At 53.4% G+C, this 25,551-nt stretch carries 24 protein-coding genes, 1 tRNA gene and 2 pseudogenes; 11 read left to right on the top strand and 16 right to left on the bottom strand.

The genetic code is table 11. The annotated features are described in order from the left end of the window. Nucleotides 1-48 precede the first annotated feature (48 nt). On the bottom strand, nucleotides 49-516 hold the full coding sequence (locus tag AC1RPZ_RS11715; protein WP_493137190.1) for a 6,7-dimethyl-8-ribityllumazine synthase: 468 nt from the start codon (nucleotides 514-516) through the stop codon (nucleotides 49-51). A 614-nt stretch (nucleotides 517-1,130) separates the two neighbouring features. Between AC1RPZ_RS11715 and AC1RPZ_RS11710 the strand changes: the two genes are divergently transcribed. The 4 genes from AC1RPZ_RS11710 (at nucleotide 1,131) to AC1RPZ_RS11695 (ending at nucleotide 5,205) form a co-directional block, all read left to right on the top strand. After that, nucleotides 1,131-1,652 (top strand): flavin reductase family protein, encoded by a 522-nt coding sequence (locus AC1RPZ_RS11710; protein WP_493137189.1) that lies wholly within the window; start codon nucleotides 1,131-1,133, stop codon nucleotides 1,650-1,652. A gap of 166 nt (nucleotides 1,653-1,818) precedes the next feature. Further along, nucleotides 1,819-2,283, top strand: a complete 465-nt coding sequence (locus AC1RPZ_RS11705) for a 6,7-dimethyl-8-ribityllumazine synthase (protein WP_493137188.1) — start codon at nucleotides 1,819-1,821, stop codon at nucleotides 2,281-2,283. A gap of 564 nt (nucleotides 2,284-2,847) precedes the next feature. Then, nucleotides 2,848-3,957, top strand: coding sequence for a sugar diacid recognition domain-containing protein (locus AC1RPZ_RS11700; RefSeq protein ID WP_493137187.1), 1,110 nt, complete (start codon nucleotides 2,848-2,850; stop codon nucleotides 3,955-3,957). 105 nt (nucleotides 3,958-4,062) lie between these two features. Further along, the gene (locus tag AC1RPZ_RS11695) at nucleotides 4,063-5,205 is read left to right on the top strand and encodes a glycerate kinase (RefSeq protein WP_493137186.1); all 1,143 of its coding nucleotides are present in this window, start codon (nucleotides 4,063-4,065) and stop codon (nucleotides 5,203-5,205) included. 17 nt (nucleotides 5,206-5,222) lie between these two features. Here AC1RPZ_RS11695 and AC1RPZ_RS11690 read toward each other — a convergent pair. The 5 genes and pseudogenes from AC1RPZ_RS11690 to AC1RPZ_RS11670 all read right to left on the bottom strand — a co-directional run. Further along, a pseudogene (locus AC1RPZ_RS11690) lies at nucleotides 5,223-5,381 on the bottom strand (isocitrate/isopropylmalate family dehydrogenase); the annotation flags it as partial. A 221-nt stretch (nucleotides 5,382-5,602) separates the two neighbouring features. After that, nucleotides 5,603-5,968, bottom strand: coding sequence for a histone-like nucleoid-structuring protein, MvaT/MvaU family (locus AC1RPZ_RS11685; RefSeq protein WP_493137185.1), 366 nt, complete (start codon nucleotides 5,966-5,968; stop codon nucleotides 5,603-5,605). A 278-nt stretch (nucleotides 5,969-6,246) separates the two neighbouring features. Next, a complete protein-coding gene (locus AC1RPZ_RS11680) occupies nucleotides 6,247-6,594 on the bottom strand; it encodes a hypothetical protein (protein ID WP_493137184.1) in 348 nt (115 codons plus the stop codon). Nucleotides 6,595-7,142: 548 nt separating this feature from the next. Continuing rightward, on the bottom strand, nucleotides 7,143-8,801 hold the full coding sequence (locus AC1RPZ_RS11675; protein WP_493137183.1) for a UvrD-helicase domain-containing protein: 1,659 nt from the start codon (nucleotides 8,799-8,801) through the stop codon (nucleotides 7,143-7,145). After that, nucleotides 8,798-10,732: an ATP-dependent nuclease gene (locus AC1RPZ_RS11670; protein ID WP_493137182.1), complete on the bottom strand. Its 1,935-nt coding sequence runs from the start codon at nucleotides 10,730-10,732 to the stop codon at nucleotides 8,798-8,800. The genes AC1RPZ_RS11675 and AC1RPZ_RS11670 overlap by 4 nt, the downstream gene beginning before the upstream one ends. Nucleotides 10,733-11,188: 456 nt before the next feature. On the opposite strand from AC1RPZ_RS11670, the gene AC1RPZ_RS11665 reads away from it, so the two are divergent. Continuing rightward, nucleotides 11,189-11,605, top strand: coding sequence for a hypothetical protein (locus tag AC1RPZ_RS11665; RefSeq protein ID WP_493137181.1), 417 nt, complete (start codon nucleotides 11,189-11,191; stop codon nucleotides 11,603-11,605). Nucleotides 11,606-11,628: 23 nt separating this feature from the next. On the opposite strand, the gene AC1RPZ_RS11660 is transcribed toward AC1RPZ_RS11665, so the two are convergent. The 5 genes from AC1RPZ_RS11660 to AC1RPZ_RS11640 form a co-directional block, all read right to left on the bottom strand. Further along, a complete protein-coding gene (locus AC1RPZ_RS11660; RefSeq protein WP_493137180.1) occupies nucleotides 11,629-12,951 on the bottom strand; it encodes a type II toxin-antitoxin system HipA family toxin in 1,323 nt (440 codons plus the stop codon). Nucleotides 12,952-13,104: 153 nt separating this feature from the next. After that, nucleotides 13,105-13,521: a DUF6957 family protein gene (locus AC1RPZ_RS11655; protein WP_493137179.1), complete on the bottom strand. Its 417-nt coding sequence runs from the start codon at nucleotides 13,519-13,521 to the stop codon at nucleotides 13,105-13,107. A 100-nt stretch (nucleotides 13,522-13,621) separates the two neighbouring features. Then, the gene (locus AC1RPZ_RS11650) at nucleotides 13,622-14,017 is read right to left on the bottom strand and encodes a DUF6957 family protein (protein ID WP_493137178.1); all 396 of its coding nucleotides are present in this window, start codon (nucleotides 14,015-14,017) and stop codon (nucleotides 13,622-13,624) included. Between the two features lie 380 nt (nucleotides 14,018-14,397). Beyond that, nucleotides 14,398-14,733 carry a hypothetical protein gene (locus tag AC1RPZ_RS11645; protein ID WP_493137177.1) on the bottom strand — a complete coding sequence of 112 codons (336 nt, stop codon included), beginning with the start codon at nucleotides 14,731-14,733 and terminating at the stop codon, nucleotides 14,398-14,400. Nucleotides 14,734-14,756: 23 nt separating this feature from the next. Next, nucleotides 14,757-15,485 carry a metallophosphoesterase gene (locus AC1RPZ_RS11640; RefSeq protein ID WP_493137176.1) on the bottom strand — a complete coding sequence of 243 codons (729 nt, stop codon included), beginning with the start codon at nucleotides 15,483-15,485 and terminating at the stop codon, nucleotides 14,757-14,759. 308 nt (nucleotides 15,486-15,793) lie between these two features. Here AC1RPZ_RS11640 and AC1RPZ_RS11635 point away from each other — a divergent pair, with 308 nt between their 5' ends. Further along, nucleotides 15,794-16,255, top strand: a complete 462-nt coding sequence (locus AC1RPZ_RS11635) for a helix-turn-helix domain-containing protein (RefSeq protein WP_493137175.1) — start codon at nucleotides 15,794-15,796, stop codon at nucleotides 16,253-16,255. Between the two features lie 508 nt (nucleotides 16,256-16,763). On the opposite strand, the gene AC1RPZ_RS11630 is transcribed toward AC1RPZ_RS11635, so the two are convergent. After that, nucleotides 16,764-18,005 carry a DUF4427 domain-containing protein gene (locus tag AC1RPZ_RS11630; protein ID WP_493137174.1) on the bottom strand — a complete coding sequence of 414 codons (1,242 nt, stop codon included), beginning with the start codon at nucleotides 18,003-18,005 and terminating at the stop codon, nucleotides 16,764-16,766. A gap of 1,055 nt (nucleotides 18,006-19,060) precedes the next feature. Here AC1RPZ_RS11630 and AC1RPZ_RS11625 point away from each other — a divergent pair. From AC1RPZ_RS11625 to AC1RPZ_RS11615, 3 genes and pseudogenes are all read left to right on the top strand, one after another. Further along, nucleotides 19,061-19,549: pseudogene (locus AC1RPZ_RS11625) on the top strand (L-asparaginase family protein); the annotation flags it as partial. Between the two features lie 199 nt (nucleotides 19,550-19,748). Further along, nucleotides 19,749-20,030 (top strand): DUF1654 domain-containing protein, encoded by a 282-nt coding sequence (locus AC1RPZ_RS11620; protein ID WP_493137173.1) that lies wholly within the window; start codon nucleotides 19,749-19,751, stop codon nucleotides 20,028-20,030. Nucleotides 20,031-20,034: 4 nt separating this feature from the next. After that, complete coding sequence (locus tag AC1RPZ_RS11615) at nucleotides 20,035-20,724, top strand: endonuclease (RefSeq protein WP_493137172.1); 690 nt, start codon at nucleotides 20,035-20,037, stop codon at nucleotides 20,722-20,724. A 14-nt stretch (nucleotides 20,725-20,738) separates the two neighbouring features. Here AC1RPZ_RS11615 and AC1RPZ_RS11610 read toward each other — a convergent pair whose 3' ends face one another. After that, nucleotides 20,739-21,104, bottom strand: coding sequence for an SPOR domain-containing protein (locus AC1RPZ_RS11610; protein ID WP_493137171.1), 366 nt, complete (start codon nucleotides 21,102-21,104; stop codon nucleotides 20,739-20,741). Between the two features lie 248 nt (nucleotides 21,105-21,352). On the opposite strand from AC1RPZ_RS11610, the gene csrA reads away from it, so the two are divergent. Continuing rightward, nucleotides 21,353-21,547, top strand: coding sequence for a carbon storage regulator CsrA (gene csrA, locus AC1RPZ_RS11605; RefSeq protein ID WP_060838422.1), 195 nt, complete (start codon nucleotides 21,353-21,355; stop codon nucleotides 21,545-21,547). Nucleotides 21,548-21,887: 340 nt separating this feature from the next. Here the strand turns inward: csrA and AC1RPZ_RS11600 are convergent, their stop codons facing one another. The 3 genes from AC1RPZ_RS11600 to AC1RPZ_RS11590 all read right to left on the bottom strand — a co-directional run bounded on the left by AC1RPZ_RS11600 (nucleotide 21,888) and on the right by AC1RPZ_RS11590 (nucleotide 23,804). After that, complete coding sequence (locus AC1RPZ_RS11600; RefSeq protein WP_493137170.1) at nucleotides 21,888-22,343, bottom strand: DUF2214 family protein; 456 nt, start codon at nucleotides 22,341-22,343, stop codon at nucleotides 21,888-21,890. A 393-nt stretch (nucleotides 22,344-22,736) separates the two neighbouring features. Continuing rightward, complete coding sequence (locus tag AC1RPZ_RS11595; RefSeq protein ID WP_493137169.1) at nucleotides 22,737-23,453, bottom strand: metallophosphoesterase; 717 nt, start codon at nucleotides 23,451-23,453, stop codon at nucleotides 22,737-22,739. A gap of 274 nt (nucleotides 23,454-23,727) precedes the next feature. Then, nucleotides 23,728-23,804: transfer RNA gene (locus tag AC1RPZ_RS11590), tRNA-Val, on the bottom strand. Between the two features lie 184 nt (nucleotides 23,805-23,988). On the opposite strand from AC1RPZ_RS11590, the gene AC1RPZ_RS11585 reads away from it, so the two are divergent. Further along, the gene (locus tag AC1RPZ_RS11585) at nucleotides 23,989-25,272 is read left to right on the top strand and encodes an NAD(P)/FAD-dependent oxidoreductase (protein WP_493137168.1); all 1,284 of its coding nucleotides are present in this window, start codon (nucleotides 23,989-23,991) and stop codon (nucleotides 25,270-25,272) included. Nucleotides 25,273-25,551: the final 279 nt, after the last annotated feature.

Below are 25,551 nucleotides of genomic sequence, written 5' to 3'. Positions count from 1 at the left end.
CCTAATGACGGGTGGAAGAAATATAATGACTGAAGAATGCAGCCTGGCCTACATAGGCCACAGCCATCCAACTACATTCCTAGGAAAAGGCAGAGAGGATATTAATTTTGAATCTTTTAGTGCCGAATTTGCGGTGATACGCCCTTGAGATAGAAAATACTCACTGTGTTCTTCGCGCCGCCACTCCTCCTCTTGTCCGTGGCGAGGTAGCAGGACGATAGGTAGAACGAGAGCATCAACATCCATACTGACGGCCATCAACCCGGATGCCAGTGCACTTGCAATGTGATCGTTCCTAAAATCGATATCGTTGAAAAACATCGCAGAGACAATTATTGCGTGGTAATAGCCAGATTTCGCCAAATCTCTAGCTAAATTTGGTGCTGAAAAAGGATCCGCAATCACGAAGGAATCAACGTGTTTTTGAGGGATAACCTCACAGAAACCTTTGAATGTTTTTTCAACAAATTCATCCGGCTCGCCGACCTTGATAAAGGCATATTTGTCGTTTTTCATCGCACCTACCTCTTCTTATCGTGTGTCATTTCACCGCCTACTTGACCCGGTAAGGATGCAGAGAGCGTCCTGACACGCGGAGCCTGGACAACGATGTCAAAGGCTGGCCTGGAGCAGCCAGTCAGGCGAAGCACCCGGGGTAGTCTGCCGCATGCAAATCATGCCGAACTGTCCCACCTTGAATCACTGTAGGGCAGGATTCGCACGCGCGGGAGTGGCGACATGCAAGCTGCCCATAAAATTATGATCGACATACCAAATTAAAATTCAGACATCGAATCAATGGCAGCGTTTCTCAGGTTGCCCAGTTGAAATTGGCTCTGAAGCACACCTTCGAACCACGAGAATTTCTGTCTACCGCGGATGCCGCGAGCTGCTGGCTCAACTTGGCACAGTTCCTTTACCCGTTTGTAAGAGAACCTGAGATCAGAGGCAGGCCGATCAGCCACCTCACGATTTAGATGACTTTCAATTGTGGGCTTGAACCACCTTATAGAACGGGTTGACGCGCAGCCTTCGAGGCGCCGGCAACTGAAAAAGTGATTTATGGCGGCTTAAGGGTGCACTGGCAGGGCCACGTGCATTCGCCCAGCTAAGCCTGCGGAGGTGAAAGAATGGCTGTTCTAGAGCAAGTTACCCAGTTTAAAGACTCGGTTGATAAGACGCTTTTTTTGCAAGCAATGTCGATTCTCCCTGGGCCTGTATCCCTAGTCACAACGGGGCAAGGTGATAAACGCATGGGACTGACGGTGTCGGCCCTGTGTAGCCTCTCTGCCGAACCTCCCTCCTTGATCGTATGCATCAATAAAAACGCCAGCGCTCACGAAGAGCTGCTCTCACAAGGAGTTTTCGGGGTCAACGTGCTTAAGCCCGATCAGACCGAATTCGCCACCCTCTTCACTCAAAGAGGAGTAGATCGTTTCGCCAGCTCGGAATGGGTACAGCGCGAGACCGGTGCCCCTTTGCTGCGTAGCGCTCTCATTGCCTTCGACTGCCGCCTAGAGCGAGCGATTGATGGCTACTCCCATACCATTTTGATCGGGTCTATCGCCGACATCGTGCTCGCCCCAGAAGAGCCGGCAGAGTGCCTCGTTTGGCATCAGCGCCGCTATCGCACCTCTGCAGAAATCGCATGATCAAGATTGCTAACGTCAGACACTAATCGGTGCATGACGACTCATACCTTCCATGTATGAGCTCGGATGACGTCGGACTGGGAAAGCTCAAGCGTCAATGTAATGCAACCAATCCTCGGCATACACCTGCCGAGGGCGCAAACAATAAAATGATGAGGTAGAAAAAATGGCCGCCAATCGTTACGCGTTCGTCAAAGCAGGCTGGCACAGCGACATAGTTGATCGTGCCCTTGAGGGTTTCCTTGAAACAATCTCAGCGGAACAGGTTGACGTCTTCGACATGCCCGGGGCTTTCGAACTGCCTCTGATGGCACAGGAACTGGCATTGACCGGCCGATACGCGGCAGTTGTTGCAGCAGCTTTGGTTGTCGACGGTGGGATTTACCGACACGACTTCGTTGCGCAGGCGGTTGTCGATGGATTGATGCGAGTGGGCCTGGATACCCGAGTACCCGTACTGTCGGTATCCCTGACTCCTCATCACTTCCAGGAAACGGAGCATCACCGTGAAATCTACAGCAAGCATTTCGTAGAGAAAGGACGTGAAGCTGCACAAGCAGCGATCAAGATTTCGATGACTAGAAACAAATCACTGGGTAAGCCACAGCGCAAACTGCAATCTGCTAGCTGATCCACAGGATGATCAATTGATCGCTGAGTTCTCATAGGGGGAATGATGGTTGCGGCAGTCGCTCTGTTGGTTACCAACCAACAGCAGTTCACTTAGTGGAGACCACACAGTCTACGGACTACCGACCATGTCATCCTCGCCCAACAAAAAAAGGCCCTGAAAAGGGTCTTTTGTACTCGAACCAGATCTGGGACAACCTCGACCGCAATCCGCAACGTGTTGCCGCCCTCCCCCAACTGGCCGCGATTTTTCGGGTAGTTCTGCACATAAGGGTGATCCATCGCTTCGATTCGCCCCTGAATCAATCAAACCAACCCCAGCTGTTAACACGGGGTCTTCAATGACTTCCGGACTGTTGCTGGTAGGCCGAAGGGTGGCGACGATCTTCGTTCGGCGATTAGGCATGACTAACGTCCTTACTGCGGCACCAGCGACTGGCTAGAGTGATTTAGAGGAAGATCAAGTCCATGGCTCCATCGCACCGAATTATTTGGGCGCAGTGACAAAAACTGGGGATACTTGTTGTATGTTCAACCAATTCTTACTAGAGCAAAGTCCCGAAAAATGTTCGAACTTGATCACCTGTTGGCTCAGAACATCGTGGATCGCGCGATGGCGATACTGCCCTATAACGTCAATGTCATGGACAACCAAGGCTTAATCCTGGGCAGCGGTGAGAGTTCTCGCATCAATACGCGCCATGAGGGGGCGCAGTTGGTGTTGGCCAACCATCGCGTGGTCGAAATCGATGAACAGGCGGCGCAAACCCTGAAAGGCGTGCAGGCGGGAATCAATCTACCGCTGATGCACGATGGCCGCCTGATCGGGGTGTTAGGGATTACGGGCGAACCGCAACAGCTGCGCACCTATGCCGAGCTGGTTCGAATGACCGCCGAGATGCTCGTGGCGCAGAGCCACATGCAGATCGAACAGCATTGGCGAAAACAGCGCAGTGAGGATGTGCTGGCCATGCTACTGGGCGAAGCGGGCGGTTCTCCTCGGCTTATCGACGAAGCCCGGCAACTAGGCCTCAAGCCGCAACTGGCGCGCACACCTGTTCTGATCAAACTAGAGGCTGAACTGACATCCTCAGCCTTGGCAGACTGGTTAAAATCGCGATATACCGATAGCTGGTGTTTGGCCCCATCCTCGTTTTCGCTCTTGTGGTGCTGTCCCTCCAACCTGATTCACAGCCCTGAAAAAATAATCGAGAAGCTTGGGTCGCTGGGCTGGAAAGTGGCGCTTGTGGCCTATGGCGTGCGGGCAGAGTCCCTTGAGAGTTTGCGTCGGGGCTACCGGCGTGTCGCTGAACTATTGGCCTACGCAGAGGCTGTTCTGCCGCAGCAAAGATTCGTGTCGCTGTCTCGTTATCATTTGCCGTCTTTTCTGTGGGCTCATCGAGAGGACGGTGTAGTGGACACGATACTTCTCCCTCTGCACCAGATCCAGGCAAAGGACAGCAGCGGACAGTTGCTGCGCACGCTGCGCGCATGGTGCCTACATGACGGTCAGGCACAGGCCTGCGCGGATGCCTTAGGTATTCATCGCAATAGCCTGCGTTATCGCATGGAACGGATAACAGAACTGAGTGGCAAGGATATGACTCGGCTGCATGAATCGCTGGAATTGTACCTGGGCGTCCTCCTGCTCCCGCACTCTGAGCCAACACTCTGATCATGTGCAAATACACAATTTTTATATATTGTTTTTGTCCATCCAGCTAAGGCTGGTGGCAAAGCAAAATGTCAGCATGAAGGCTCGTCGCATTTGGAGAGTCTTATGAAAATCGTTATCGCACCTGATTCATTCAAAGACAGCTTGAGCGCTGCTGAAGTCGCCGATGCGATAGCGTTGGGCCTTGAAGAAGTGCTTCCTGACGCAGAACTGGTCAAGTGCCCCATGGCCGATGGTGGTGAGGGCACCATTGATGCGATCCTGTCAGCCTTGGCGGGTGAACTCAGGAGTGCTCGCGTCACCGGCCCACTCGGTGAGCCTGTCACAGCGAGATGGGGGTGGTTGCCCCAGGCGCGCACGGCGATCATCGAAATGGCAGAGGCCAGCGGTTTACAGCTGGTTGCGCCTGAGCGACGTAACGCCTGTACAAGCTCTACCGAAGGCACGGGTGAACTCATCATTGAGGCACTCAATGCCGGAGCACGAAAGATCATCCTGACCATTGGCGGCAGTGCCACCAACGATGGCGGCACCGGCATGCTCAGGGCCCTTGGCGCCCGGTTCATGGACAGTGACGGCAATCCACTTCCCGCCGGAGGTCTAGCCCTGTCAGGATTGGCGAAGATCGACATCCAAGCGCTTGATCCACGGTTATCCGAAGTGCATGTCCAGGTCGCCGCCGATGTCGACAACCCACTCTGCGGGCCCCACGGTGCCTCTTTCACCTTCGCTCGGCAGAAAGGTGCAGACAACGAGCAAATTCAACGTCTCGACGAAGCCCTGGCCCACTACGCGAATCTTTGCGCGGCGCTGTTGGGTCAGGACGTTCGAAATGTACCCGGCGTCGGGGCAGCTGGTGGAATCGGCTTTGCAGCCAAAGCCTTTTTTCTGGCAGCCTTCCGACCTGGGGTCGAAGTGGTGGCTGACCTAATCGAACTAGCGATCCGGTTACAGGGTGCTGACCTGGTCATCACAGGTGAAGGTCGCTTCGACGCACAGACACTAAGGGGCAAAACACCTCTGGGAGTTGCCCGGATTGCCGCCCAAACTCGGGTGCCCGTTATCGTTCTTGCAGGCACACTGGGTGAAGGCTATGAGCAACTGTACATACAGGGGATCGACGCCGCGTTTGCCTTGACCTCTGGCCCCATGACGCTTGAGGAGGCCTGTCGCCATGCACCTCGTCTTCTGAAGGAACGAGCCCGCGATATTGCGCATCTGCTGTGCGTGGCCAAACGTATCAACTAGCACTTTATACATCGTCGAGGCAGTCCTCGATGCACTCGCCCGCTGTTGCCGGAGTACTCGCCCTCGGAGTTTTCCCGTGCCACCACCCAGTCGATTTGATCACCGCTATGCAGAGGGCTCTTCACACCCGGTAGAACACGAGCCGGGCGCATATTGGCGTACTGGTCGAAGCCCTTGTTGACGCCGACGCCGAATTGTCCCAAGCGCTTACGCAAGACTGCCCCACCTCCAAATCGAAACAAATTCAATAAGGGAAATGGTTCGCAAGGAACAGACTGGGTCAGTGACATCTCGGCAACTGGGTCAATTTGTCGTCGGCACCTATAAGCATCCCAAGACCACCTCTAATGCGAATGAAAAAGGGCCCTCGAAGGGCCCTCTTGCACTCAAACCAAACTCACTTGGTCAGCCAGGACTCGACAGTGTCGGAGCCGTATTCGGCTTTCCACTCCTTCAGCGTTTTGTGATTGCCACCTTTGGTTTCCACGACTTCGCCGGTGTGCGGATTTTTGTAAACCTTTACTTGACGAGGTTTGCGGCTGCCGGCATTTGATTCGTTGACCGGTGTGCGGCGGCGCGCTTGCGGATCAAGCAGGTTGATCACGTTTGGCAGGCTGTAACCGTACTCGGCGAGCAGAGCGCGTAGCTTGGTTTCGAATTCAATTTCTTTCTTGAGGCCAGCATCGCCTTTCAGCGCTTCAAGAGCCTGGAGCTGTTCAGCTAGGTGTTTTTCGAGTTGGCGGAACTCAGCGAGTTTAGACATGACAAGCCTCTTTTCAATAGTTACCTAACAGTATATTGCAAATTGGGCTTCGCAGAATGGATTGCTTGCGAAAAACTGAAATCGGAATAGAGCAGCCAACAATTATGGCTCAGCAATAATTATGACTGAACCATAATTTGGGATAACTCAGTTTTTCCGGTTCGGCGCTTCATCGATTGCGAAACTCAGATCGCTTACAGTACACAGTCCACAATTAATGGGTAGCCGGCTGGAAATTCGAGTAAAAATTGAGCTGAACTCTCCCTAACGTGGAGCCTTTACAGCCCCAGGTCTCGCCCCAACTGATCCTCCTTCATTTCGTCACAGGCCTGCTCCGTCCTCATAAGGTGCATTTGCAATTGGTCGCGCAAATGCATTCTCAGACGAGACCTAATCTCGACGTAGCCTGCAGTTGGGCCTGCATAGATATCACGACGTATCAGGACATCACGCAGCACCCTTACGCCCTCAGTTCCAATCCCTGATGCGTGCAGCCGCACGGTAGGATCGAACCCAGGATCTCTCTTGAAACTACCGACAGCCGCTTCAACCAGTCTCACAAATGCTCCCGCGTCACATGCCTGCTGCGCTGAACGCCAAACCTTAATCTCCAGCTCATTTTCCATCTGCTCTCTCCAGTTCATATGCGGACTTCACTCGCACGAAGTTGTCCGACACGGGTATTTTTTAAAAAAATGACTCGTTGTTTGAAATCAAACTGGATAGCAGCGGCTTACGCCGCTAAGGGGCAACTTTGCTATGCCCAGAGGGCAGTCACACATCAGCGTCAGCAGGATACATCGCAAGAAAAGGCCAGAAGCAGGAGCACAGCAAAAGCGAAAACCAACACCGTATCCTCGTCAGGATTTGCGGTAGGTGGAGCGTCGAGATCGCTGCTTTTTTGTTGGTCTCAAATATAAAGATCCGTTGCTCAAAAATTTTTTCAAGGGGCCTTCTGAAAAAATATTTCGGTTGACACGACTGCACAACAAAGCGCATCGGTTCGGCTATGCGTGTGAACTGCAACCTGAGATCTTTCAAAGAATCTAGATCTACGCACACACGACTTATTGCCTGCGCACGAGCGCATCCTCTACCAAGTTCAAAAGGCAAAAAGATGCTGCATCCAAGCGCCTACTCAGGGCCGTTCTCTACTTCGTTCGAACGCGCTGGCTCAAAGATAAGGCGCCGCATAGCTCAAGAATTCCTGCTGCGCAGACCTGTTTGTGTCCCAGCGTTTTGCCGGGGCTGGAGGAGGAGAACGATAGTCTGCGACGGTGAGAATGAGTCGTTGTTTAGCTCTAGAAATCGCAACAAAAAAAACGGAACGCTCATCTGCTACATCACCAAAGAAAGCCTCATTCTCTACGCCGAGGACAATCACGTTGTCGAACTCCAACCCCTTCGACTTATGGATTGTCATCAGCTTGACAGAGTCATCGTCCACGAAATGAGCCAACACCTGTGCTGGCGTTCGCGATTCAAGAAAGAGTATCTGCAGCCGCTCATAGGCTTGTTTAACCAGCTCTCGCAATCTGCCCCCTTGCCTGTATTCGTGAGAGAGCATGCAGACTGTATCCCGCCCAATCAGCGTTAAAAAATCATTCGCCCAACGCCGCATCTGCTCAAAGGTACACGCATCCCTAATCCGACGAGCCTCCTCGCGAACGTTGGACACATGATTACGCAGGCGCCGTTGCACCCTGTAAGCGGACTCATCATCCATCCCTGTAACGTTCAGTACAGAAGCGATCCGAGCTTGGGCCTCCGCCTGCCCATCACCGACTACCACCAAGAGGAAGTCGAGGATTAGGCGAACAATCGGTTCGCTAGCGAAATCCTGCAACAACTGTTCATTGCGAAACGGCACTTGCAACAACCGCAACCGCTCCATCAAGGGATGCCCATAGAGATCCAGTTGCTTTGAGACCAGGATGCCAATTGACGACGGAGCCATCCCCTCTTTCTGTATCCATTGCTGCACCAAAGCACCAATCTTTTCCGCCTCATCCAAGCACGTTGCATATCGATGAATTGCGATCTGGCCCTCTTCCCCTAAGAGTTCCTGATCATCTAATGCCGAAGCTGGCTCCATGATTCGCACCATAGCGTTTTGCATTCTTCGAAGACGCGGTGCCGACCTGAAGTTGTAAAAAAGAGTCAGCGGTTGGGCCTGAAAGTCTTCAATGAATCGTTTGAACACTCCCTTTAACGCTCCCGCCCAACCCATGATCCTTTGCTTGTCGTCACCGACAGCAGTGAGCAAAGCGCCAGATCCCATGAATGCTTCTTGAATCAAGCTGTATTGCTGGGAGGTGCAGTCTTGAAATTCGTCCAAGAAGACGTGGGTATACGTAAGCCGTACGGCGCTTCTTGCCATTTCGCTTGATCTGAGAATCTTGATAGCCAAGGGCACCAAGTCATCAAAATGGATCTGGGTGCCGGGCTTGCGAGTCATACCAACGCTGTACTCCGCGTCCAGTGCGTCTCGGCCTGTGAGCAGAGGTCTGAATTTATCAATCAGGCTTTTGGCGAAGGCATGAAAGGTGTGGCTGTCGACACGCCTGCCGTCGACCTGGCCGCACCGATCAAAAACCCTCTGCCTGAGATTTCGCGCAGCATCTGTCTTGAATGAAATTGCAAGAATACGTTGCGGATACCAACACTGACCGGTACTCAATAAATAATGAGCTCGTTGAGCCAGCACCTCGGTTTTTCCTGCTCCAGGCCCAGCTGATAATGCGATTGAGTGAGCGTTCTCCGATATCGCGGCAAGCGCATTGCGCTCAAATTTCATTCCGTTCTCTGGTCGCCAGGCAGATAGGGCGATCATTCGGGCAGGCTCTCTAACTTGCTCTTGACCATGGCTATGAGTCGGCTGATGGACGGCGGCATCCATTGCAGTAATTGCACATCCGAAAGAGTAGCCAAAGCGGCAATATGCTCTGCAGGTTTACTACCCAATTTGAAGCGAGCGTGGTACGCGCCGAAATAGCTTTTCTGCAGATCACTGTACTGATCCAACGCAACCGGGGCTTTGCCAAGAACAGACAGGACGACCGGCAAGACTGGAGCGACAAGCTCCTCAGACGTGACTCCGTAAGCAATCGAAAACTGCGTCATCATGGAAAAATCTAGATCGAGTGGGGACGAATAGAAAACTCCATGCCCCTCCAGCCAGTTCACCCACGCGACACCAGCCGTCGATGTTAAAACATGATCTACACCATTCCACTTCGGCAGCTTCTCACCCTGCTTTTCTTTTGCATCGATGACGTTTATTGCACCTAGTTGGTCGACCGCGTACTTCAACCGCCCCCATCCCGCTTGGTGTCGACCAAGATCCAGGTCAAGCAAGGTGACATAGGGAATTTGAAGGCCATTTAGCAGCCGCCAGAAGTGATTGACATGCCGCCCTCCCAGCGGTGCGACAACGACAGAAGAATCGTCTTCAGCAACACCCGCCGCCTGCAATAGACGTGGAATCACAATCTCCTCGCTGTCTCCTTCACCCAGGATGACCAAGCGGGAAAAGTAGAGCTCAGGAAATGCCTTAACTGCCTCTTGCACGAATTTATGGGCCACATCCGCTTTATCCGGCATGACAATTTGCGTCACTTGGGTATGACGAGCAGGGGTTAACCGCAGATAACGTATGTGCTCTGGATCTACCCGCCGCAACAATGCCGGAGCATGAGTGGCTATGATGGCTTGTCCGTCATCGCCGGCAGAAAACGCCTTCAACGATTTGATAACGCGCCCCAGATAATGCGGTGACAAGCTGTTCTCCGGCTCCTCCATCGCAATCAATGTGAACAGAGCTGGACGCAGTTTCAAAATATCAAAAGCTTTCAGGCTGCCCTTAAGCACTTGACTGGCAATGGCCTGAGACGTCAGCACGAGGGTGATGTACAGAAGTGATTGCTGACCATCGCTCAGCCTTGAAAAGTCGACTTTGGCAGCGTCATGTCCAGGCGTAAACCCTACGGTCAAATGCCGTAACAAGCTGTCCATTTCATTTCGATCGAACGAGATTGAGGGCTTCGCGTAAAACGTACCTTTATGCAGGCCATTCCAGGTTGAAGCCAGAACCTTATCGATACCACCTATGGCTGCGTTTCCAGCCAATAGCTGACTAATCTGCCCCGTCAGTTCGGCTAACCCACACTGCTCAATCTGCCAATCAGCCGAGCGTAAAAGCCGCCCAAGCAAAGAGTTGGCTGCGTACGAAATATGGTCGGCTGGATCCCGCCGAGCGGGCAGGTAGTGGACTTGGATTTCATTGCGATCATGCTTGTTTACGGGCATCACGCGCGACGGCTCGTCAGCACTGTCAACCGCGATAACGTACTGAAACAACTCCTCGACATCACCATCTTCATCAAGGTTAGCCGTGAGGCGAAACCGAACTCGGGGTACGGCGTCTGCAGTGACAAGCGTCAGGTGTGAGTAATTGGATGCAATCGTAGGTCGCGGTTCTGTCCCGGGCTCACGTAATTCCGGAAATTCAAACTGAGCTTCGACCCATAGCGTGGTGGAAAAAGTTGCTGCCCCATCAATCGCAGTTTTTTGACTGTGAAAGTCTGATCGCTGTACTCGTCTTAGCTGTGGGTCGGTAGCAAACATCCTTGCTAGGGCCTGTAGCACAGCCGTTTTACCCGATCCATTCGGCCCCAGGAGATACGTTAAGTCCTCAAACCGAATCGTCGATGGAACGGGCCCAAACGACTGAAAGTTAGAAAGCCGCAGTTGTGTAAGCTTCATCGTAATCCTTCCCCCATGAGTCTGCTCTTTACCGGTGAGGCATTCAGACCAATCAACGCGGTAGATCGTGGATTTCCTATCCCTTCCACCTGTGCTTCGAGGTGTGTCAGCGCACGGGTTGTGACGGGCTACGTCGGCATCGGGAGGATCAATGCAAGACCAATTCCCTGCAGATTGCTATATCTCACGAAATGTTCGTCTTACGCAGTTTTTTTTAAAACGTGCAGATTATTAGATTCAACTTATAAAACACTGGCTTTCAGCCGCGAAGGTGAGCGATTTTGGGATGCCCAACCTACAAGGACAAACCGGTACCGCTATTTACTTCGAAAGAGGTGTTACCGGGCGTTGAGAAGATACAGCAACGCAACCAGGCCCTCCCACAGACCTCACCATACCTAGTTAGGCACGTGATTCGCGATCTGATCTACGAACTACCGTGACAAGGAAACATTGATGGAAACCGACCTGAAGACTTTATGGCTGCGCGAGAACCAACGGCGCAGGCTGCTTTGGACGTTAGAACGATTACGCCCTGGCACTGAGGAAGCAAAACCGTTGCTCGAAGAGCTCAGAAGCATAGAGCGCCAGGATCTCGAAAGCCCAATTGGTGACGCCTATTCGATGTCGGTCGATGAGCTGCGCGAGCGTGTTCCAGAAACAGAATTCCTAGGGAGCGATGGCCACCTTTTCGTTATTGTGCTTGATCAACACATACCCCTGCCCTGGCGTGCGCGATTCGAAGCAGCGAGCGCTCTCTCTTCACGGTTGCCGCAAGGAAGTTATGCGCGCGACTGGCACCGGTTTCTTCGATGCTGGGTGCAAGATATGCAGCACGTTGCTGCGCACAGCGAGAGGTGCGAGGCCGATTGAGTTTGATTTGAGCATAAAGGGCCTCACATCAAATTCCACCTGCGAAACGTATCTTCGAGACACCTGAGCGGAATCATCGGCGAGCGCCAGGCTTCCTGGCGCAGTCCTAGATCCTGTAGCAAATCCGGCAACGCCAGCAACACCCGAGCATCCGCCTGTAAGCGATCGAACAACCATTCCGGATCTGCCCTATGCGCGAAGCGAGCACACACAGCCCCCCAATCGACTGAACCTAATCGTTCAATATTTGTTGTCCACCGTGTGATCCGCACAACGCCCTCGATATCCATCACCATGGGCGCAAGATCGTAGATGGGTGCAAAGCTCACTCGCTCCTTGCCCCGAAGGATCGAGAGATTTCCGCCATGGTTGTCGGTGTTCCCGACGATCTGATTGATTAAATCCCGTCGCAAGTATTCGCTAACCATGTCCGGTATTTCAGATTCTTGGCCAGCCGCAATCCATGTTTCCGTTAGCCGATCCACGACATCGAAATGACTCAAACAACTACCTCGATGCCTGACGCCACATAATGAATACATTGACTCGACTGCGATGCGCTCCACTTCCCCCGGAGAGACCTTCCGATCGAATCTTTGCATCCAAATGCTAGGCATCTTCGCTGCTTCGTGGGTCAGACCATCGGCGGCGATCGTGTCGATCCCCAACTTGCCCAGCGCGCGGTAAAAGCAGTATTCGGAATGCAAGATGTCTCGGTCTAGTCTGGTTGCGGTGTTACGCGGGAATTTAACAAACCAATGCCGGCACACCTCCGCGTCGCTTAGCACCCCGTCGGGATAAAGCTGCCCCGAAGCATCCTCGACCAGCAGCATTTTTGGAGCTTCACCGCCGGCCCCGAGAGCGCCGGTTATTGCCATCCCGTTTTCCTTGGCATGGTCGAGAAAACCCATGCCTTTTTGGACAACCTCTTCTCGGGTAGCCCCATCAGGCACTTTGCCTGCGGAATATAGCGTTTCTGCCGCGCTCTTTATGCGCAGGTGTCCAATGGGAGCAGCAGCAAATTGCTGCAACAGAAAGAGATCAATCGACATCCCTGGCGGTACTACCGATCTCGACAAGATGTGCCGACGTGCAGCACCAGCCGGGATGACATCGTGCAAAAAAGCTGGGGCAGTCTCACGCCGAATGTCCCACTCCAGCGCGAGACTCGCACTCACGGCTGGTGCTTTAACCGTACCCAGCTGAATGAACTGATCCGCAAGGTATTCGGGCAGGTAGTTGATGTTGCATCGGCTTCGAAGGCTATCTCCGGGTGAATCAAAGCTGAGCGCCAATGCATCATGCCAATGGCCTGCCGAGTGAATCTGGAGCGTGATGGATTCCATACTTATCGGCCAATTGCCGAAGCCTCACTGTGTTTATCTTGGGGGCCTAGGTAGCACCGGACAGCGGGGAAAATTTTCTCAATCAGCGTCGCTGAATCACTCCAACCGAGCAACGCACTCCGCCCAACCATGAAGCTTTTCCCAATCTCGCAACTACCTGATGAGCCGTGACAAACTTTTATGCAAAGCTGCGACAGCAGGCACACTCACGTGCTTTCTTGCACCACGACCAGCCAGGATGTACAGCATGTCTTTGCTTTCAAAATTACAGCCGTCAAAATCGCGTTGGTAACCGCTGAGGATGCTGTCGCCAGGTCGATACTTGTCTTGACTGTCGTGTACGGTCATCGGGGAATACAAAATGGTTGGCTTCAGCCCCTCCACGTTGAGCTCATGTTCCGTCGACGCGGACACCATGACATCCAACAGCATCCAATGCCTCACGACGCAAAAAAGTCGTCCATCGAATGCCTCACGTGATGCTCGAATCAGCTCGGAGTCGTCGAGCTTTGCGCCATTCAAAACACGCGCGGGGCCATGCAGCAGATCCGCCAACAATTCTAATTCCACACTATCCCACTCAATTTTTAGGTACGCGCAGTACCGTTTCCACGGGTGACAGGGAGCCACATACACGCACATGTTTTAATTGAAACTTGCATGGCCGTGCCTATTGACCAATGCTCATAACTGCCCGGGCACTGCCTTTTTTGCGCACGCCGCGCCCAAGCAGGACGTAGACTGTATTGGTGCTTTCGAAAAGATAGCCAAGAGTGAACGAGCGCTGAAAAGTGCTGCGTACCCACTCGCCTTTACGTCGCTTTCCGCTGCTATGAACAAGCACCTCCGCGGCGTACAGCACGTAGGGGGCAAGGCCATCACTCAACAGCGAGGCCCTGTAACTTTCATCGACGTCTAATTCGATTATTCGCCACCCCTTCACAATGCAGAACGGCTTATCGGGAAAATTCAGAAGGGCTTCAACCTCAGCTTCCCAAATCTCTTTTGCAAAGCCATTGATGGGCTCACCACCACCGTGTAGAAGCTCGACCAATTCGCTATACACTGCCACCTCCATTTCCGAAACCACCAGACCAGGCCCGACACCCGGTGATCCTCAGTGGATCATATTGACCAAGGGAACAGCTCCGTTCTCGTACCACCAATGGCAAACAACGTATCTGCTTCCACTGTATGTCTCGCAAAGCTTGTAGCCCAATAGCTCGAACACCCGTCGCAGCCTGGAACTACGGATTGTTTTTCCATCCATAAAGCGCCCGCGTGTGTCACAAAAAACAACGCCGACTACGCAAGGAGGCTCGAATTCGGCGCAACACAGATACCCAGTAATTTGAACGCCAAAGTCAATTTTCCTTGCGTCAATTACGCACTGTGGCAAAGCCATTCGTTCCCCCGTATTGGTGAAAAACAGACCGCAAACCGGACTTAATGAACTCGGTCAAATCGATCTAACGCACCGTTCTCATACAGCCAGTGAGCGACCACGAAAACCCCACCATCGATTACCGTGAAAAGGTCGTAGCCTGCACGCCGACACCGATTGATGACCGGCAGCGCATGAATGGGCAAACCATCTGGGTACTTTTTCGCCGGCTCGCAAAACAACAGACCTGTGATTTTTGGAGGTCGCTCCAAGGCGCAGAGCAGATACCCGACAACATCCGGATCAGTAATGGCTTCACGTGCTCTCTCAATGGCTTTTGGGTATCTGTGAAAGCGGAGATCCGAGAGCCTAGCTCCATAAGTTTTTATCCAGTACATCCCGGCTACCTTTCTCAGCTGGATCAGATTCCAATCGTGAAATTCGAAATGAAGCCTGTGTCTTCTTGGGGATAACCACGCGGATTTGAGATCAGCCGGCACCCGCCCAGCTCGATATCAATAGCCCTATGTGTATGTCCAAAAATCCAAACGTCCACCATCGACAGAAGCGAGTGCCACCGGTTTGTATAAGCCGCACTCAGATGGCCGTCATGCTTATCGCCAGCCACTTCCGGGATCGGGCAATGATGCGTGACAACGATTGTTTTCCCTTCGAACGGATTGGCGAGTTCACCGGCTAGAAAGTCAAAGGCATCGTGGTTCCGCTCAATCACATCTGCGGGGCGTAGGCGGCGAAAACTCTCTTCCGCTCTGATCACCTGGAAGTCATTCATCCACAGGGCGCAGGTCACCATGGCTTCCAAGGTGTCTCCAGTAGAGGAAAAATCCGTCCAGGACGTTGTGACCAAAAAACGGGTTTGGTTGCAAATCCAAATCTGGTTTTCCAATACGTGCACATGTGGTGCAGCTATCTCTCGCATTTTGTGGAGCGTGTGGTCGATGTGGCCTTTGTAGAACTCGTGGTTCCCGCAGACGTAGATGACGGGACAGTTGAAGGTGTCGTTTGCCCAACTGACGCCTCTCGCCTGGGTGTCGATGTCCCCCGCCAAGACGACGATGTCTGCGTCTGTTGTGGGCGGTTCGAACGGGGCGAACTCGTTGTGCAGGTCTGAGTAAATCTGGATTTTCATATTCCGCCCATTTCCATAAAGCGCGTCGACGCCTCGAAAGCGCCATGCGTTGCCGGCACCACAAAGCGGGAGGCACAACCAAGGCTCTAACTCGATTTAGCTCTATATTGAAGATATTGAGGGTGCACTTCTTTCAAAAGGAACGTTCGATGCTTGCACCTACGAGCACCGCAATCGGGAGCTTGCCCAAAGGCTCATCCCGTTCGCCTATCTCAGATACTGCGACTTCGTCAGACCATTATGCCAATACGCATTTGCGTCTGACAACAAAAATTCGACATATCGTTCTGTTTGACGGGAACGCTTGAATGTCGCTTCGCACCGCCTATGCCGCAACGCTGCAATTTCTCAGAGCGCACAAAAAGCTCTCGCAGCAGAACATTGCAAAGCGTATTAACCAATCTCAAATCAGCCGTTTGGAGGCCGCTGAAAGATCGGTGTCGCTGGAGGTAAGCGAGCAGCTTGCTGAGTCTTTTCAACTTGATCCGTTGTCTCTTTTGACGGTCGTTTACGCGGCTCAGAACGGACAGTCCCCACGCGAAATCCTTCGCCGCCTCCATGACGACCTCGACTCATCGAATTTGCTGGACGTCTCGATTTCCAATGAACTGGGTCAGACCGCACACCCTGTCACCGCGAAAGCGGCCAAACTGAGGAGCGACATCTTCGAATTGATGAATGAAGGACTCTCACAGGCCGAGATCGCCCGCCGGTTAGGGGTATCGAGGGAAACAGTCAGCAAGCATGTTCGCGAGCAAAAAAAAAACTGATCCAAGGGTGATAGCAGTACCACCTATACCGTGCCTTCACCCGATTAACCACCAAGAGCCGGTAGAGAACATCAAGCTCTGGGCAATCAAGAACGGCTGACTGCCGAAAGCAACGGAAAGACTGGAGATCTTGGTTGAAAAGGCGTTCGCATTGCGCGCAAAACCGAAGCTCGATAATCCGGTTCATGCCGAGCAGAGCTACCAGCGCTGGGCTGATGCAGCCAACTCGTAACACTCTGCCGACCGACAGCTACCGCCCCCCCCTAACAGGGACAGCATCCAGGCATTCACTTGGTAGCGCCGACCTCTGTGATGCTGCGCCCCTTATTTGCCTGACGCTGTCGCTGCCGAAACCGCTTGATGAAGTTGGCGCCCAGACCATTGGGTTCCGACGCTTCGTGCAGCCGTGATTTTCTTGTACACATTGGAACCGGGCTGCTTGATGATTAAGCCCTGTTCCTTCATCAAACCTCTGACCTTGAGAGCCTTGGCGCATTTGTACAATTCACTATTCATCGTCATCAGGGGCAGGCGTAATGAAATACCCTCCTCCCCAAGGCCTTCCACTGTAGGCAGGATCATCATCGGGGCACTGCGAGTTCAATACGCTAAAATAGCTGCTCCGAATGCCAAAACTTTCCAGTAATTGCTTGGAGAGCTCTACGGCAATTTCTTGGCGCTCACGCAGATCCCGGGAGGGATCCAGCTCCTCCAAAGAGGCAAGATAGCGTCCCCGCTCGTTAGCCTTGACCCGGCCACTCTTTATCAAAGCTCTGATATATGGGTGTGCGTTGTTTTCAAACCAGAGCCAGCACCCCCCTCTTTCCCTGACTGACCTCTTGGGTGTCGAAGACTCAAGAATCAATAGGCGGGACGAAAAATCGAGCGAAGTAACAGAAGCCTTCAAGGTTGAGACTGCCATACAAGACTTGAAATCAAAACAAGCTTTGGAGAAGGCTGCCTGCAGTTCTTCCTCACCAAAGCCGTCTATGTTCACTGGCAGTTGATCGCAAACCAAGACGTGATCAAATTGTGTCTCCGATACAATCCCCCGGTCAATCAAGGAGAGTATGTCGTACTGAAGTACACGAGCAGTCGCCATGTCAGGGACTACCACACCTATCCCCGACCATTTCTTTTGAGTTAACTTAAGTCCAGGAACAGCATTTCCTTCCACACCACCCATTTCAATCCTTTCGATGCACCGGGGATAGTTTCCGGAGTACTGCCACCGCCATTCTGAACAACCTCTTAACTGATTAGAAAGATTGTATTCGGCGTCGACGAATCTAAATTGATTCTGGGGCTCCTCATGCCCGTTCAATTCTAGTGGTGTCCCATCCTGCAAATACGCTCCTCCATGAGACCAATGCGCCAATGGCTGAATACCACCCCTCTCCGCAGCCTTTACTGGGAAAGTAAGGGCGTACTGGGTTACGGCCTCGTTCTGTGGGCGAAAACCATCTCGCACAGTGATCAGGTCGACCAGGCTGAAGTTCGAGAAGCACACCACTGGTTGCGGGCCTTGAATTGTCCTCACGCCATCTCGGGTGCCATAAGTAGCCCAGATGTGTCGGAAGCGCACAGCAATTCTGAGAAGATAAGTAGCTGACCACTTGTCATCATCATTCTGGCAATTGAGGGGAAATCCTTCTGGTATAAACTCGGGACGTGACTTACCAACAAGATCAACATCTCGGAAATAGTGGGCTATGCGTGGTGCAGTACGCAAATCGAGCTTTTTAGACATCCAATATATCTCCACATTTTAAACCACAACCCAAACCTACCATCAGAAATACATTGCCAAGATCACAAATCACACAATCTAGCTACTTGGTAAAACATAGACACAAGATGACAACCACGCAAGCACCTCAAGAAACTTTTTTTGTCAAACTCAATATTGCGAATAATATAAACACCGAACAACAAAAGTTCACCCACAGCAAAAACCCATATAAGCCTTCAAAAGAGACATCTGAAAACACCAATATCAAAATAACTCGACAATTAATTATCTTAAATATTATCGAATAGTAACCACCAACCAAGAGCGCCCCTTACTCGGACTTTTACAAAGCCTAACCAGGCATCCATATCCCAAGCCCATTGCGCGTGGAGGCGTTCGACAGCGACTCGTCCTTGGAGAAGCTATGCAACTCACATCGTTGGGCGTCCGCTCATTACGCTGGAGTGTGCCAACAAGGTCGGGGGATCTCATGAGGTACATCGATGCCTCAGGGAAGCCACGGAGCAGCCCCAGCCTCCACATGCAATTTGGTAGCGTTAAGGCTCCCTTGGATCTTGGGAAGGAAGCCGCTCCCATTCGCCGCTTCCTTCCTGAAGATCAGCGCTGATTTGTTTGTTGGCTTGCCCTTAAACAAGAACGCTGAGACGTGCTTCCGATGCTGCGCCGTGGTCGACCGCCCCTTTCCTTGCCCTCTTCCGAACTGGCCAGCGAGATAGACCGAATGGCGTTTTGTTTTCCAAAGCCAAGGTGGTTACCGGAGGCCCCCCCCAGGAACACGAAAGCGATGAAGACGCCAAGGCAGAAGCTGAATTACCGATTGGGCCTGTCGCGGGCTTCTCTGCGCAGCCGACATGCGTCGGCACGACCGTTGTATTTACAGACCGTAGTGCTCGATCTGACGACCGCTTGTCGGATAGCGATCAACGGCATTTTGTCAACGTTGACAGGGAAAATGGGCAGGCTAGGCTTGGAGAAAGCGGCCCTAAACGATTGAGAGATTTGATTTATTTTTTCGGTGAAGGCTTTGTCAACAAAATGCATTAGTAGATAACGACATCAAGACCGAAGCGTTCAAAAGCCCATGGGGCTCGTTGGGCATGGTGATCGAAGGCAAATCCTATTGGTTCCGCTTGCCAGCCAAGCGCCACACCATGGATTCGGAATTCGACATCAAAACCATCAAGAGCCTGCCTGACGTCGAAATCGCCTACTCCTATGGCAATGTCGACGGCACGGCTTACAAGGCCCTGGCCCAATCTGGCGCCAAAGCCATCATCCATGCCGGTACCGGCAATGGCTCGGTATCTTCGCGTTTGGTTCCAACCTTGCAGGCACTGCGCAAGGATGGCGTACAGATCATTCGTTCTTCTCACGTCAATGCCGGCGGCTTTGTCTTGCGCAATGCCGAACAGCCAGACGACAAGTATGACTGGGTCGTCGCGCATGACCTGAACCCGCAAAAAGCTCGGATCCTGACGATGGTTGCACTGACCAAGACTTCGGACAGCAAAGAGCTGCAACGGATGTTCTGGGAATACTGATTCATTGCGTCCGGCCTGATCAGGTCGGACGCTTGCCACACCCACTCGCCCGCTCGGGCGAGTGACCTGCCCTCCCGCCGTCCCCGCGCCATATCTTCTGAATACTCTCCACCCGGTTTACACCAAACGGAAAAACTCGCCGTCAGGGGATTTTCTTGAGTTTTAAGCAGTTGCGAAATTGCTTACAGTTAAATACTGTATGCACGTACAGCTTAATAAGGATTACTCCGTGACCACGACTTCTTCTGCAGCGACTAACCCTCCAGGCTCTTACGAACGACTCGGTTTGCGCATTCAAAAAATCATCAACTCCCCGACCGCCCAAAAAGCCAAGACCGCCTTGATCTTTCGCCTCCCTGACGAGCCGGTAGATGAATGGGAACGCTTGCTCGAGGAAATCGCCGAAAACGACAACGTCACCCTCGCTTATCGCGACGATGGCGGCGTGCAGATTTTCTGGGTAGTGCCGAAGGAAGACTGAGTCAATGACTGTTCGTTGTTTAGCATTGCTGTTGCTTTTCGTTGTCGCGGGCGCTCAAGCCGATGCACCACGTACCTACAACGAAGCGAAAAAGGTCGCCTGGAAACTCTACGCCCCACAGTCCACCGAGTTCTATTGCGGCTGCAAATACACAGGCAATCGGGTCGACCTGAAAGCCTGCGGTTACGTGCCACGTAAAAACGCCAACCGCGCTGCACGTATCGAATGGGAGCACATCGTTCCTGCATGGCAAATCGGTCACCAACGCCAGTGCTGGCAACAGGGTGGACGCCAGAACTGCACACGTCACGACCCGACCTACCAACGTGCCGAGGCCGATCTGCACAACCTCGTGCCAAGCATCGGTGAGGTGAACGGGGACCGCGGCAACTTCAGCTTTGGCTGGCTCCCCGTGCAATCCGGGCAATACGGTTCGTGCCTGACCCAAGTCGACTTCAAGGCCAAGAAGATCATGCCCCGCCCGCCTATTCGCGGGATGATCGCTCGCACTTATTTCTACATGAGCAAGCAATACGGGTTGCGTCTGTCCAAGCAGGATCGGCAACTTTTCGAAGCCTGGAACAAGACTTACCCGGTGCAAAGCTGGGAGCGCCAACGTAATCAGAGCATGGCGTGCGTGATGGGGCGCGGCAATGAGTTCGTCGGCCCCGTCGATATGAAGACCTGTGGTTAATCAGGTGGAGTCAATTACTGAGCCGTGCCGTGCTCAACGACCCTTGATTCGACATTCATCTTCTTCGCCTTGATCAGAGCTGCGGTCAGCTCGGCCTGCCTGGTCTCAGCTTCGGCTTTTGAGTTGAACGGCCCGACCAGCACGCGCTGTTTGCCGTCTTGCGTTACCACGTAGGAAACAAAACTGTGCTCGATCAGCCAGCCGGTGAGATCACTGATCGCCTGCACGGTCTCGCCCTGAACCAGAACATCCCATTGCGGTGCAGCAGCCGTTGCGGGTGCCGAGACAACCGCCGCCTGAGGCTTTTTCGACTCCCCGGCCTTTTCCTGGCCACATCCAGTCAATACCAATACCGCGACCACCAACGCCATTTTGCGCACAACTTTTCCCTCAGAATGCCAAAGCCAGGATTTTATCACCCGAAAATGCCTCATGACCCAGTAAACAGGCCTCAAAACAACGAGAAGGATGTTTCTCGCCTCTGTATAGTCGCACCTTGGGAATTAATGCAGCGTCTGCACGTCAGAAAGAGGCACCCAAACCGTGACACTTCGCACTAACCTATAGGTACTACCGACATCTGCATTGTTTGAGTCAGGTGCCCTACAAAGCTATCAAGGAGAAGATCATGCTGATACTCACCCGCAAAGTCGGTGAAAGCATAAACATCGGTGATGACATTACAATCACCATTCTGGGCGTTAGCGGCCAGCAGGTCAGAATCGGCATCAATGCCCCGAAAAACGTTGCGGTGCATCGCGAAGAAATCTACCAGCGTATACAGGCCGGTCTTACTGCGCCGGACAAGCGCGAAACCCCCTGAGCCCCGCCAGCAATCAGTAGCCAGCCCTTTCTCTTACAGCAACGGCTGGCTAAAGATTCTGTGCACTATCGCCCTCCATTCCTTTCTCTATGGCAATGGCGCACGCCAAAGCCGCGACCAGCACCGACACACCCCACCGCAAACCCCGGCAAACTCAAACCTATCGGCCTCAGACGCTGGATGAATGGATGTCATGGCATTTTTCTGTGATGCCACTGAAAAGGTGATACCGATACTAACGACATCGCCATGAGCGTTACTGTCAGACCATTCGGATTCAGCCTGGTGAAAACTTCACAATCGGCCTGGGCGCTCCAGCCCATTGCGCAACGATAGCCAACTATCCGAACGTCACACCTCGCGCCATGCCTGTCGCGGCCACAACCATCAAGATAATCAACAGCGCCTCGATATGACTGATGCGCGCAAAGAGCTTAGACCTCCCGACATCAATCGACGCACCTCGGCTCAAAGCGATCCGCCATTTGATCAAGGTCACCATCGGCGCAATCTCGAGCAACAGGATGATGACGAACAAGGTCATTTTCAGATGGAACAGCGGCTGATGCAGATAATAGTCCGAGCCCTTTTCGTACCCGCCAAAGGCACGAATCCCGCCGGTAATCAGAAGAATCGCCGCGCAGATTCCCCAGAAGTTATCTGCCAGCAGGACACTACGAGCCCCCGTGCCATCCAGGGCAACTCGACGGAACGCCATACCACGCGTAAGCACTCCCCAGAGTGCCAGGGCATAGGCCAAGAGATGAACCGCTGCAAGAAACCAGTGAACCAGCATCGATTTGCTCCCCATTCAAGACGAAAAAGCATCGGCCTGTCAGTAGTAGCCCAAAACGCCTGGCTTCGCTCACAAGACAAACAAGCATCCTGCTCCTCCTGCCTTCGGCTAGCCCCCGATCAAACTGGCACACAACTGCTGTTTTATTCTGGCGTTTCGTCGCCATTCGGTTGATCGGGCTTGAGCCGCGGAGCACACTCCAACACGTTGAAGGATCAACGCCCCCCATCGATAAAAAGCCCGCCCAAATGCGGGTTTTTTTTCGTCCGTGCAATGGTCGTGACCCGAAGTATATGAAGAACCCAGCGCGATGGCTGGGCTCTGTCTATTGCCTGCGTTTCATCATCTTTTAGCAAGAAGCTCGACCCTCTCGACCAACAGGTCCGGAATTCATCAGTGCATTTTTGGATTGACCGGCGGGAAGCACTCGAGAGTGGCCAGATCAATCAGCGTGAAGTGGCCGCCCATCCAGCCGCCAGTGTCGATATGGTAGACGTTGCCCAGCACCGCTGGCTGATGGACCACTGTGTGGCCGACGATCACCGCCCTGATGCCACTCACGCCAGTGTCGTTTTCGGTGGTAATGCGAGTGCGCGACCACTGGCAGATTGTTTGGACACTACGCTGCATCGCCCCTTGCTCCCGCTCAAGAGCGCCAAGCATTTGCGCCCAATCATCGAACGGACAATCGGCATGCACGATCCCCACCAGACCAATAGGCGTCATGACCTCAATAGCGATAGGCAACTCGGCAAACAGATCGACATAGAAGGCCTGCTCAGCGGTGGACCGACCGTACAACCAGGCGCCACCGTTGATTATGTGCAGGTAACTGGCCTGACCTTTATGGTTGAACCGATGGGCATCGACCGCCATTTGCTCATGATTGCCCTGCACGGCAAAGAACCACGGCTTGGCCAGCCACCTATCGACGTCGGTAGACTCGGGGCCGCGGTCGACCATATCGCCAACACTGAAGAGGCGGTCGGTCACGGGGTTGAAGCCGACAGCATCAAGCGCAGCCTGAAGCCTGGTGAAATGGCCATGAATATCACCCACGGCAAAGTCGCGGCCCGTGGTGTTGATTGTGAAACGCTGAACCTGGGTCATGCTGCCACCCCCGGCACCTTCATAAGGCCCTTTTCAATTCAGTGCATCTGGGTATCGGCCAGTGCGCGGATCAAATCGCGGTCAGTGTATTCGCCTCGCTTGCGACTCTCATGCTACCCCCTTGAGCGCTTCGGACTCAGCCATTTGCGAAGGGAAATACCGGCCTGAAGAGGGAATGCGGAAAGGTTTTGAAACGTTTATTAAATCGCAGGCACAAAAAAGGGCCAACCTTTCGGTTGACCCTTCTAGACCGCCCAGCAGAGCGGATTTTGTTTGGTAGGCGCGATTGGACTCGAACCAACGACCCCCACCATGTCAAGGTGGTGCTCTAACCAACTGAGCTACGTGCCTGCTGTGAGGCGGCATTCTACGGAATTCCGGAGGGGTGTCAACACCTTTTTTTTCACCTAACCCTATGAATATGCAAAATATTTAATTTTGGTACTACAAAGAAGATATTCCGGTGGCTGGCAGTCGATTTTTAACTCAGGTAGGATCGGAGCACTCGTAAAATATATTAAACAGAGGCGACAGGATGGCGAACACCCCTTACCCGGAATCCTATTATGCCGCGTCGGCCAACGCCGCCCCGTCGCGCCCTTCGCTACAGGATGACGTAGAGACCGATGTCTGCGTCATTGGCGCAGGCTATACCGGCCTGTCCAGTGCACTGTTTCTGCTGGAGAACGGGTTTCGGGTGACGGTCCTGGAAGCTGCCAAAGTTGGCTTCGGCGCCTCGGGTCGCAATGGCGGTCAGATCGTTAACAGTTACAGCCGCGATATAGATGTGATCGAACGCAGCGTTGGCCCGAAGCAAGCGCAAATGCTCGGGCAAATGGCATTCGAAGGCGGCAGGATCATTCGCGACCGCGTGGCCAGATACCAAATCCAGTGCCACTTGAAGGATGGCGGCGTGTTTGCAGCCATCACCAGCAAGCAGATGGGCCACCTGGAGTCGCAGAAGCGCCTGTGGGAACGCTACGGCCACACTCAGCTGGAACTCATGGACAAGCGCCGCATTCGCGAAGTCGTCGCTTGCGATCAATACGTGGGCGGCATGCTCGACATGAGTGGCGGCCACATCCACCCACTCAACCTCGCCCTGGGTGAAGCCGCGGCCGTCGAATCGCTGGGCGGGACCCTTTATGAGCAGTCGCCAGCGATACGCATCGAGCGCGGCGCCAATCCCGTGGTGCACACACCTCAAGGCAAGGTCAGAGCCAAGTTCATCATCGTCGCCGGCAACGCCTACCTCGGCAATCTGGTTCCAGAACTGGCCGCGAAATCGATGCCATGCGGCACTCAGGTGATCACCACCGAGCCCTTGAGCGATGAGCTGGCGAAGAGCCTGCTGCCACAGGATTACTGCGTCGAGGACTGCAACTATTTGCTCGACTACTATCGCCTTTCTGGCGACAAGCGCCTGATCTTCGGCGGCGGCGTGGTGTACGGCGCTCGGGATCCGGCGAACATCGAAGCGATCATTCGACCGAAAATGCTCAAAGCCTTTCCGCAGCTTCAGGACGTGAAGATCGACTACGCCTGGACCGGCAATTTCCTGCTGACCTTGTCGCGCTTGCCGCAAGTCGGACGCCTGGGCGACAACATCTATTACTCCCAGGGCTGTAGCGGCCATGGCGTGACTTACACGCACCTGGCGGGCAAAGTCCTGGCTGAAGCACTGCGCGGCCAGGCAGAGCGCTTTGACGCCTTTGCCGACCTGCCGCACTACCCGTTCCCGGGCGGCCAATTGCTGCGAACGCCGTTCGCCGCGCTAGGCGCCTGGTATTACGGCCTGCGAGACAAGTTCGATTTCTGATTTATCGCGCTCACAAAAAACCGCCTGCACAGGCGGTTTTTTGTGGAAGTGAGCTGACGCACCACCTTGACAGGGTGACAGGTCAAAACCCGAATTCCAGACACAAAAAACCCCGGTCTTTCGACCAGGGTCTTTGCTATCGACTCGAAGCAGCCAGTGGCTTTCTTCGTAGCTTCAAGGCGTTCAGTGGGCCTTGAGGCAGATATGGCGCAGCGGACGGGACTCGAACCCGCGACCCCCGGCGTGACAGGCCGGTATTCTAACCGACTGAACTACCGC

The sequence above is a fragment of the Pseudomonas sp. GW822-FHT02D10 genome (genome assembly GCF_058802345.1).
The sequence above is the reverse complement of the archived record's forward strand: the minus strand, read 5'-3'. Positions and strand labels throughout refer to the sequence as shown.

Coding starts and splice junctions, on each gene's coding strand:
- AC1RPZ_RS11600 (WP_493137170.1), bottom strand. CDS start 22,343: ATGCTGGTTCACTGGTTTCTTGCAGCGGTTCATCTCTTGGCCTATGCC.
- csrA (WP_060838422.1), top strand. CDS start 21,353: ATGCTGATACTCACCCGCAAAGTCGGTGAAAGCATAAACATCGGTGAT.
- AC1RPZ_RS11615 (WP_493137172.1), top strand. CDS start 20,035: ATGACTGTTCGTTGTTTAGCATTGCTGTTGCTTTTCGTTGTCGCGGGC.
- AC1RPZ_RS11705 (WP_493137188.1), top strand. CDS start 1,819: ATGGCCGCCAATCGTTACGCGTTCGTCAAAGCAGGCTGGCACAGCGAC.
- AC1RPZ_RS11675 (WP_493137183.1), bottom strand. CDS start 8,801: ATGATCGCCCTATCTGCCTGGCGACCAGAGAACGGAATGAAATTTGAG.
- AC1RPZ_RS11715 (WP_493137190.1), bottom strand. CDS start 516: ATGAAAAACGACAAATATGCCTTTATCAAGGTCGGCGAGCCGGATGAA.
- AC1RPZ_RS11620 (WP_493137173.1), top strand. CDS start 19,749: ATGCACGTACAGCTTAATAAGGATTACTCCGTGACCACGACTTCTTCT.
- AC1RPZ_RS11640 (WP_493137176.1), bottom strand. CDS start 15,485: ATGAAAATCCAGATTTACTCAGACCTGCACAACGAGTTCGCCCCGTTC.
- AC1RPZ_RS11660 (WP_493137180.1), bottom strand. CDS start 12,951: ATGGAATCCATCACGCTCCAGATTCACTCGGCAGGCCATTGGCATGAT.
- AC1RPZ_RS11695 (WP_493137186.1), top strand. CDS start 4,063: ATGAAAATCGTTATCGCACCTGATTCATTCAAAGACAGCTTGAGCGCT.
- AC1RPZ_RS11710 (WP_493137189.1), top strand. CDS start 1,131: ATGGCTGTTCTAGAGCAAGTTACCCAGTTTAAAGACTCGGTTGATAAG.
- AC1RPZ_RS11645 (WP_493137177.1), bottom strand. CDS start 14,733: ATGTACTGGATAAAAACTTATGGAGCTAGGCTCTCGGATCTCCGCTTT.
- AC1RPZ_RS11665 (WP_493137181.1), top strand. CDS start 11,189: ATGGAAACCGACCTGAAGACTTTATGGCTGCGCGAGAACCAACGGCGC.
- AC1RPZ_RS11630 (WP_493137174.1), bottom strand. CDS start 18,005: ATGTCTAAAAAGCTCGATTTGCGTACTGCACCACGCATAGCCCACTAT.
- AC1RPZ_RS11700 (WP_493137187.1), top strand. CDS start 2,848: ATGTTCGAACTTGATCACCTGTTGGCTCAGAACATCGTGGATCGCGCG.
- AC1RPZ_RS11670 (WP_493137182.1), bottom strand. CDS start 10,732: ATGAAGCTTACACAACTGCGGCTTTCTAACTTTCAGTCGTTTGGGCCC.
- AC1RPZ_RS11680 (WP_493137184.1), bottom strand. CDS start 6,594: ATGGAAAATGAGCTGGAGATTAAGGTTTGGCGTTCAGCGCAGCAGGCA.
- AC1RPZ_RS11635 (WP_493137175.1), top strand. CDS start 15,794: ATGTCGCTTCGCACCGCCTATGCCGCAACGCTGCAATTTCTCAGAGCG.
- AC1RPZ_RS11685 (WP_493137185.1), bottom strand. CDS start 5,968: ATGTCTAAACTCGCTGAGTTCCGCCAACTCGAAAAACACCTAGCTGAA.
- AC1RPZ_RS11585 (WP_493137168.1), top strand. CDS start 23,989: ATGGCGAACACCCCTTACCCGGAATCCTATTATGCCGCGTCGGCCAAC.
- AC1RPZ_RS11595 (WP_493137169.1), bottom strand. CDS start 23,453: ATGACCCAGGTTCAGCGTTTCACAATCAACACCACGGGCCGCGACTTT.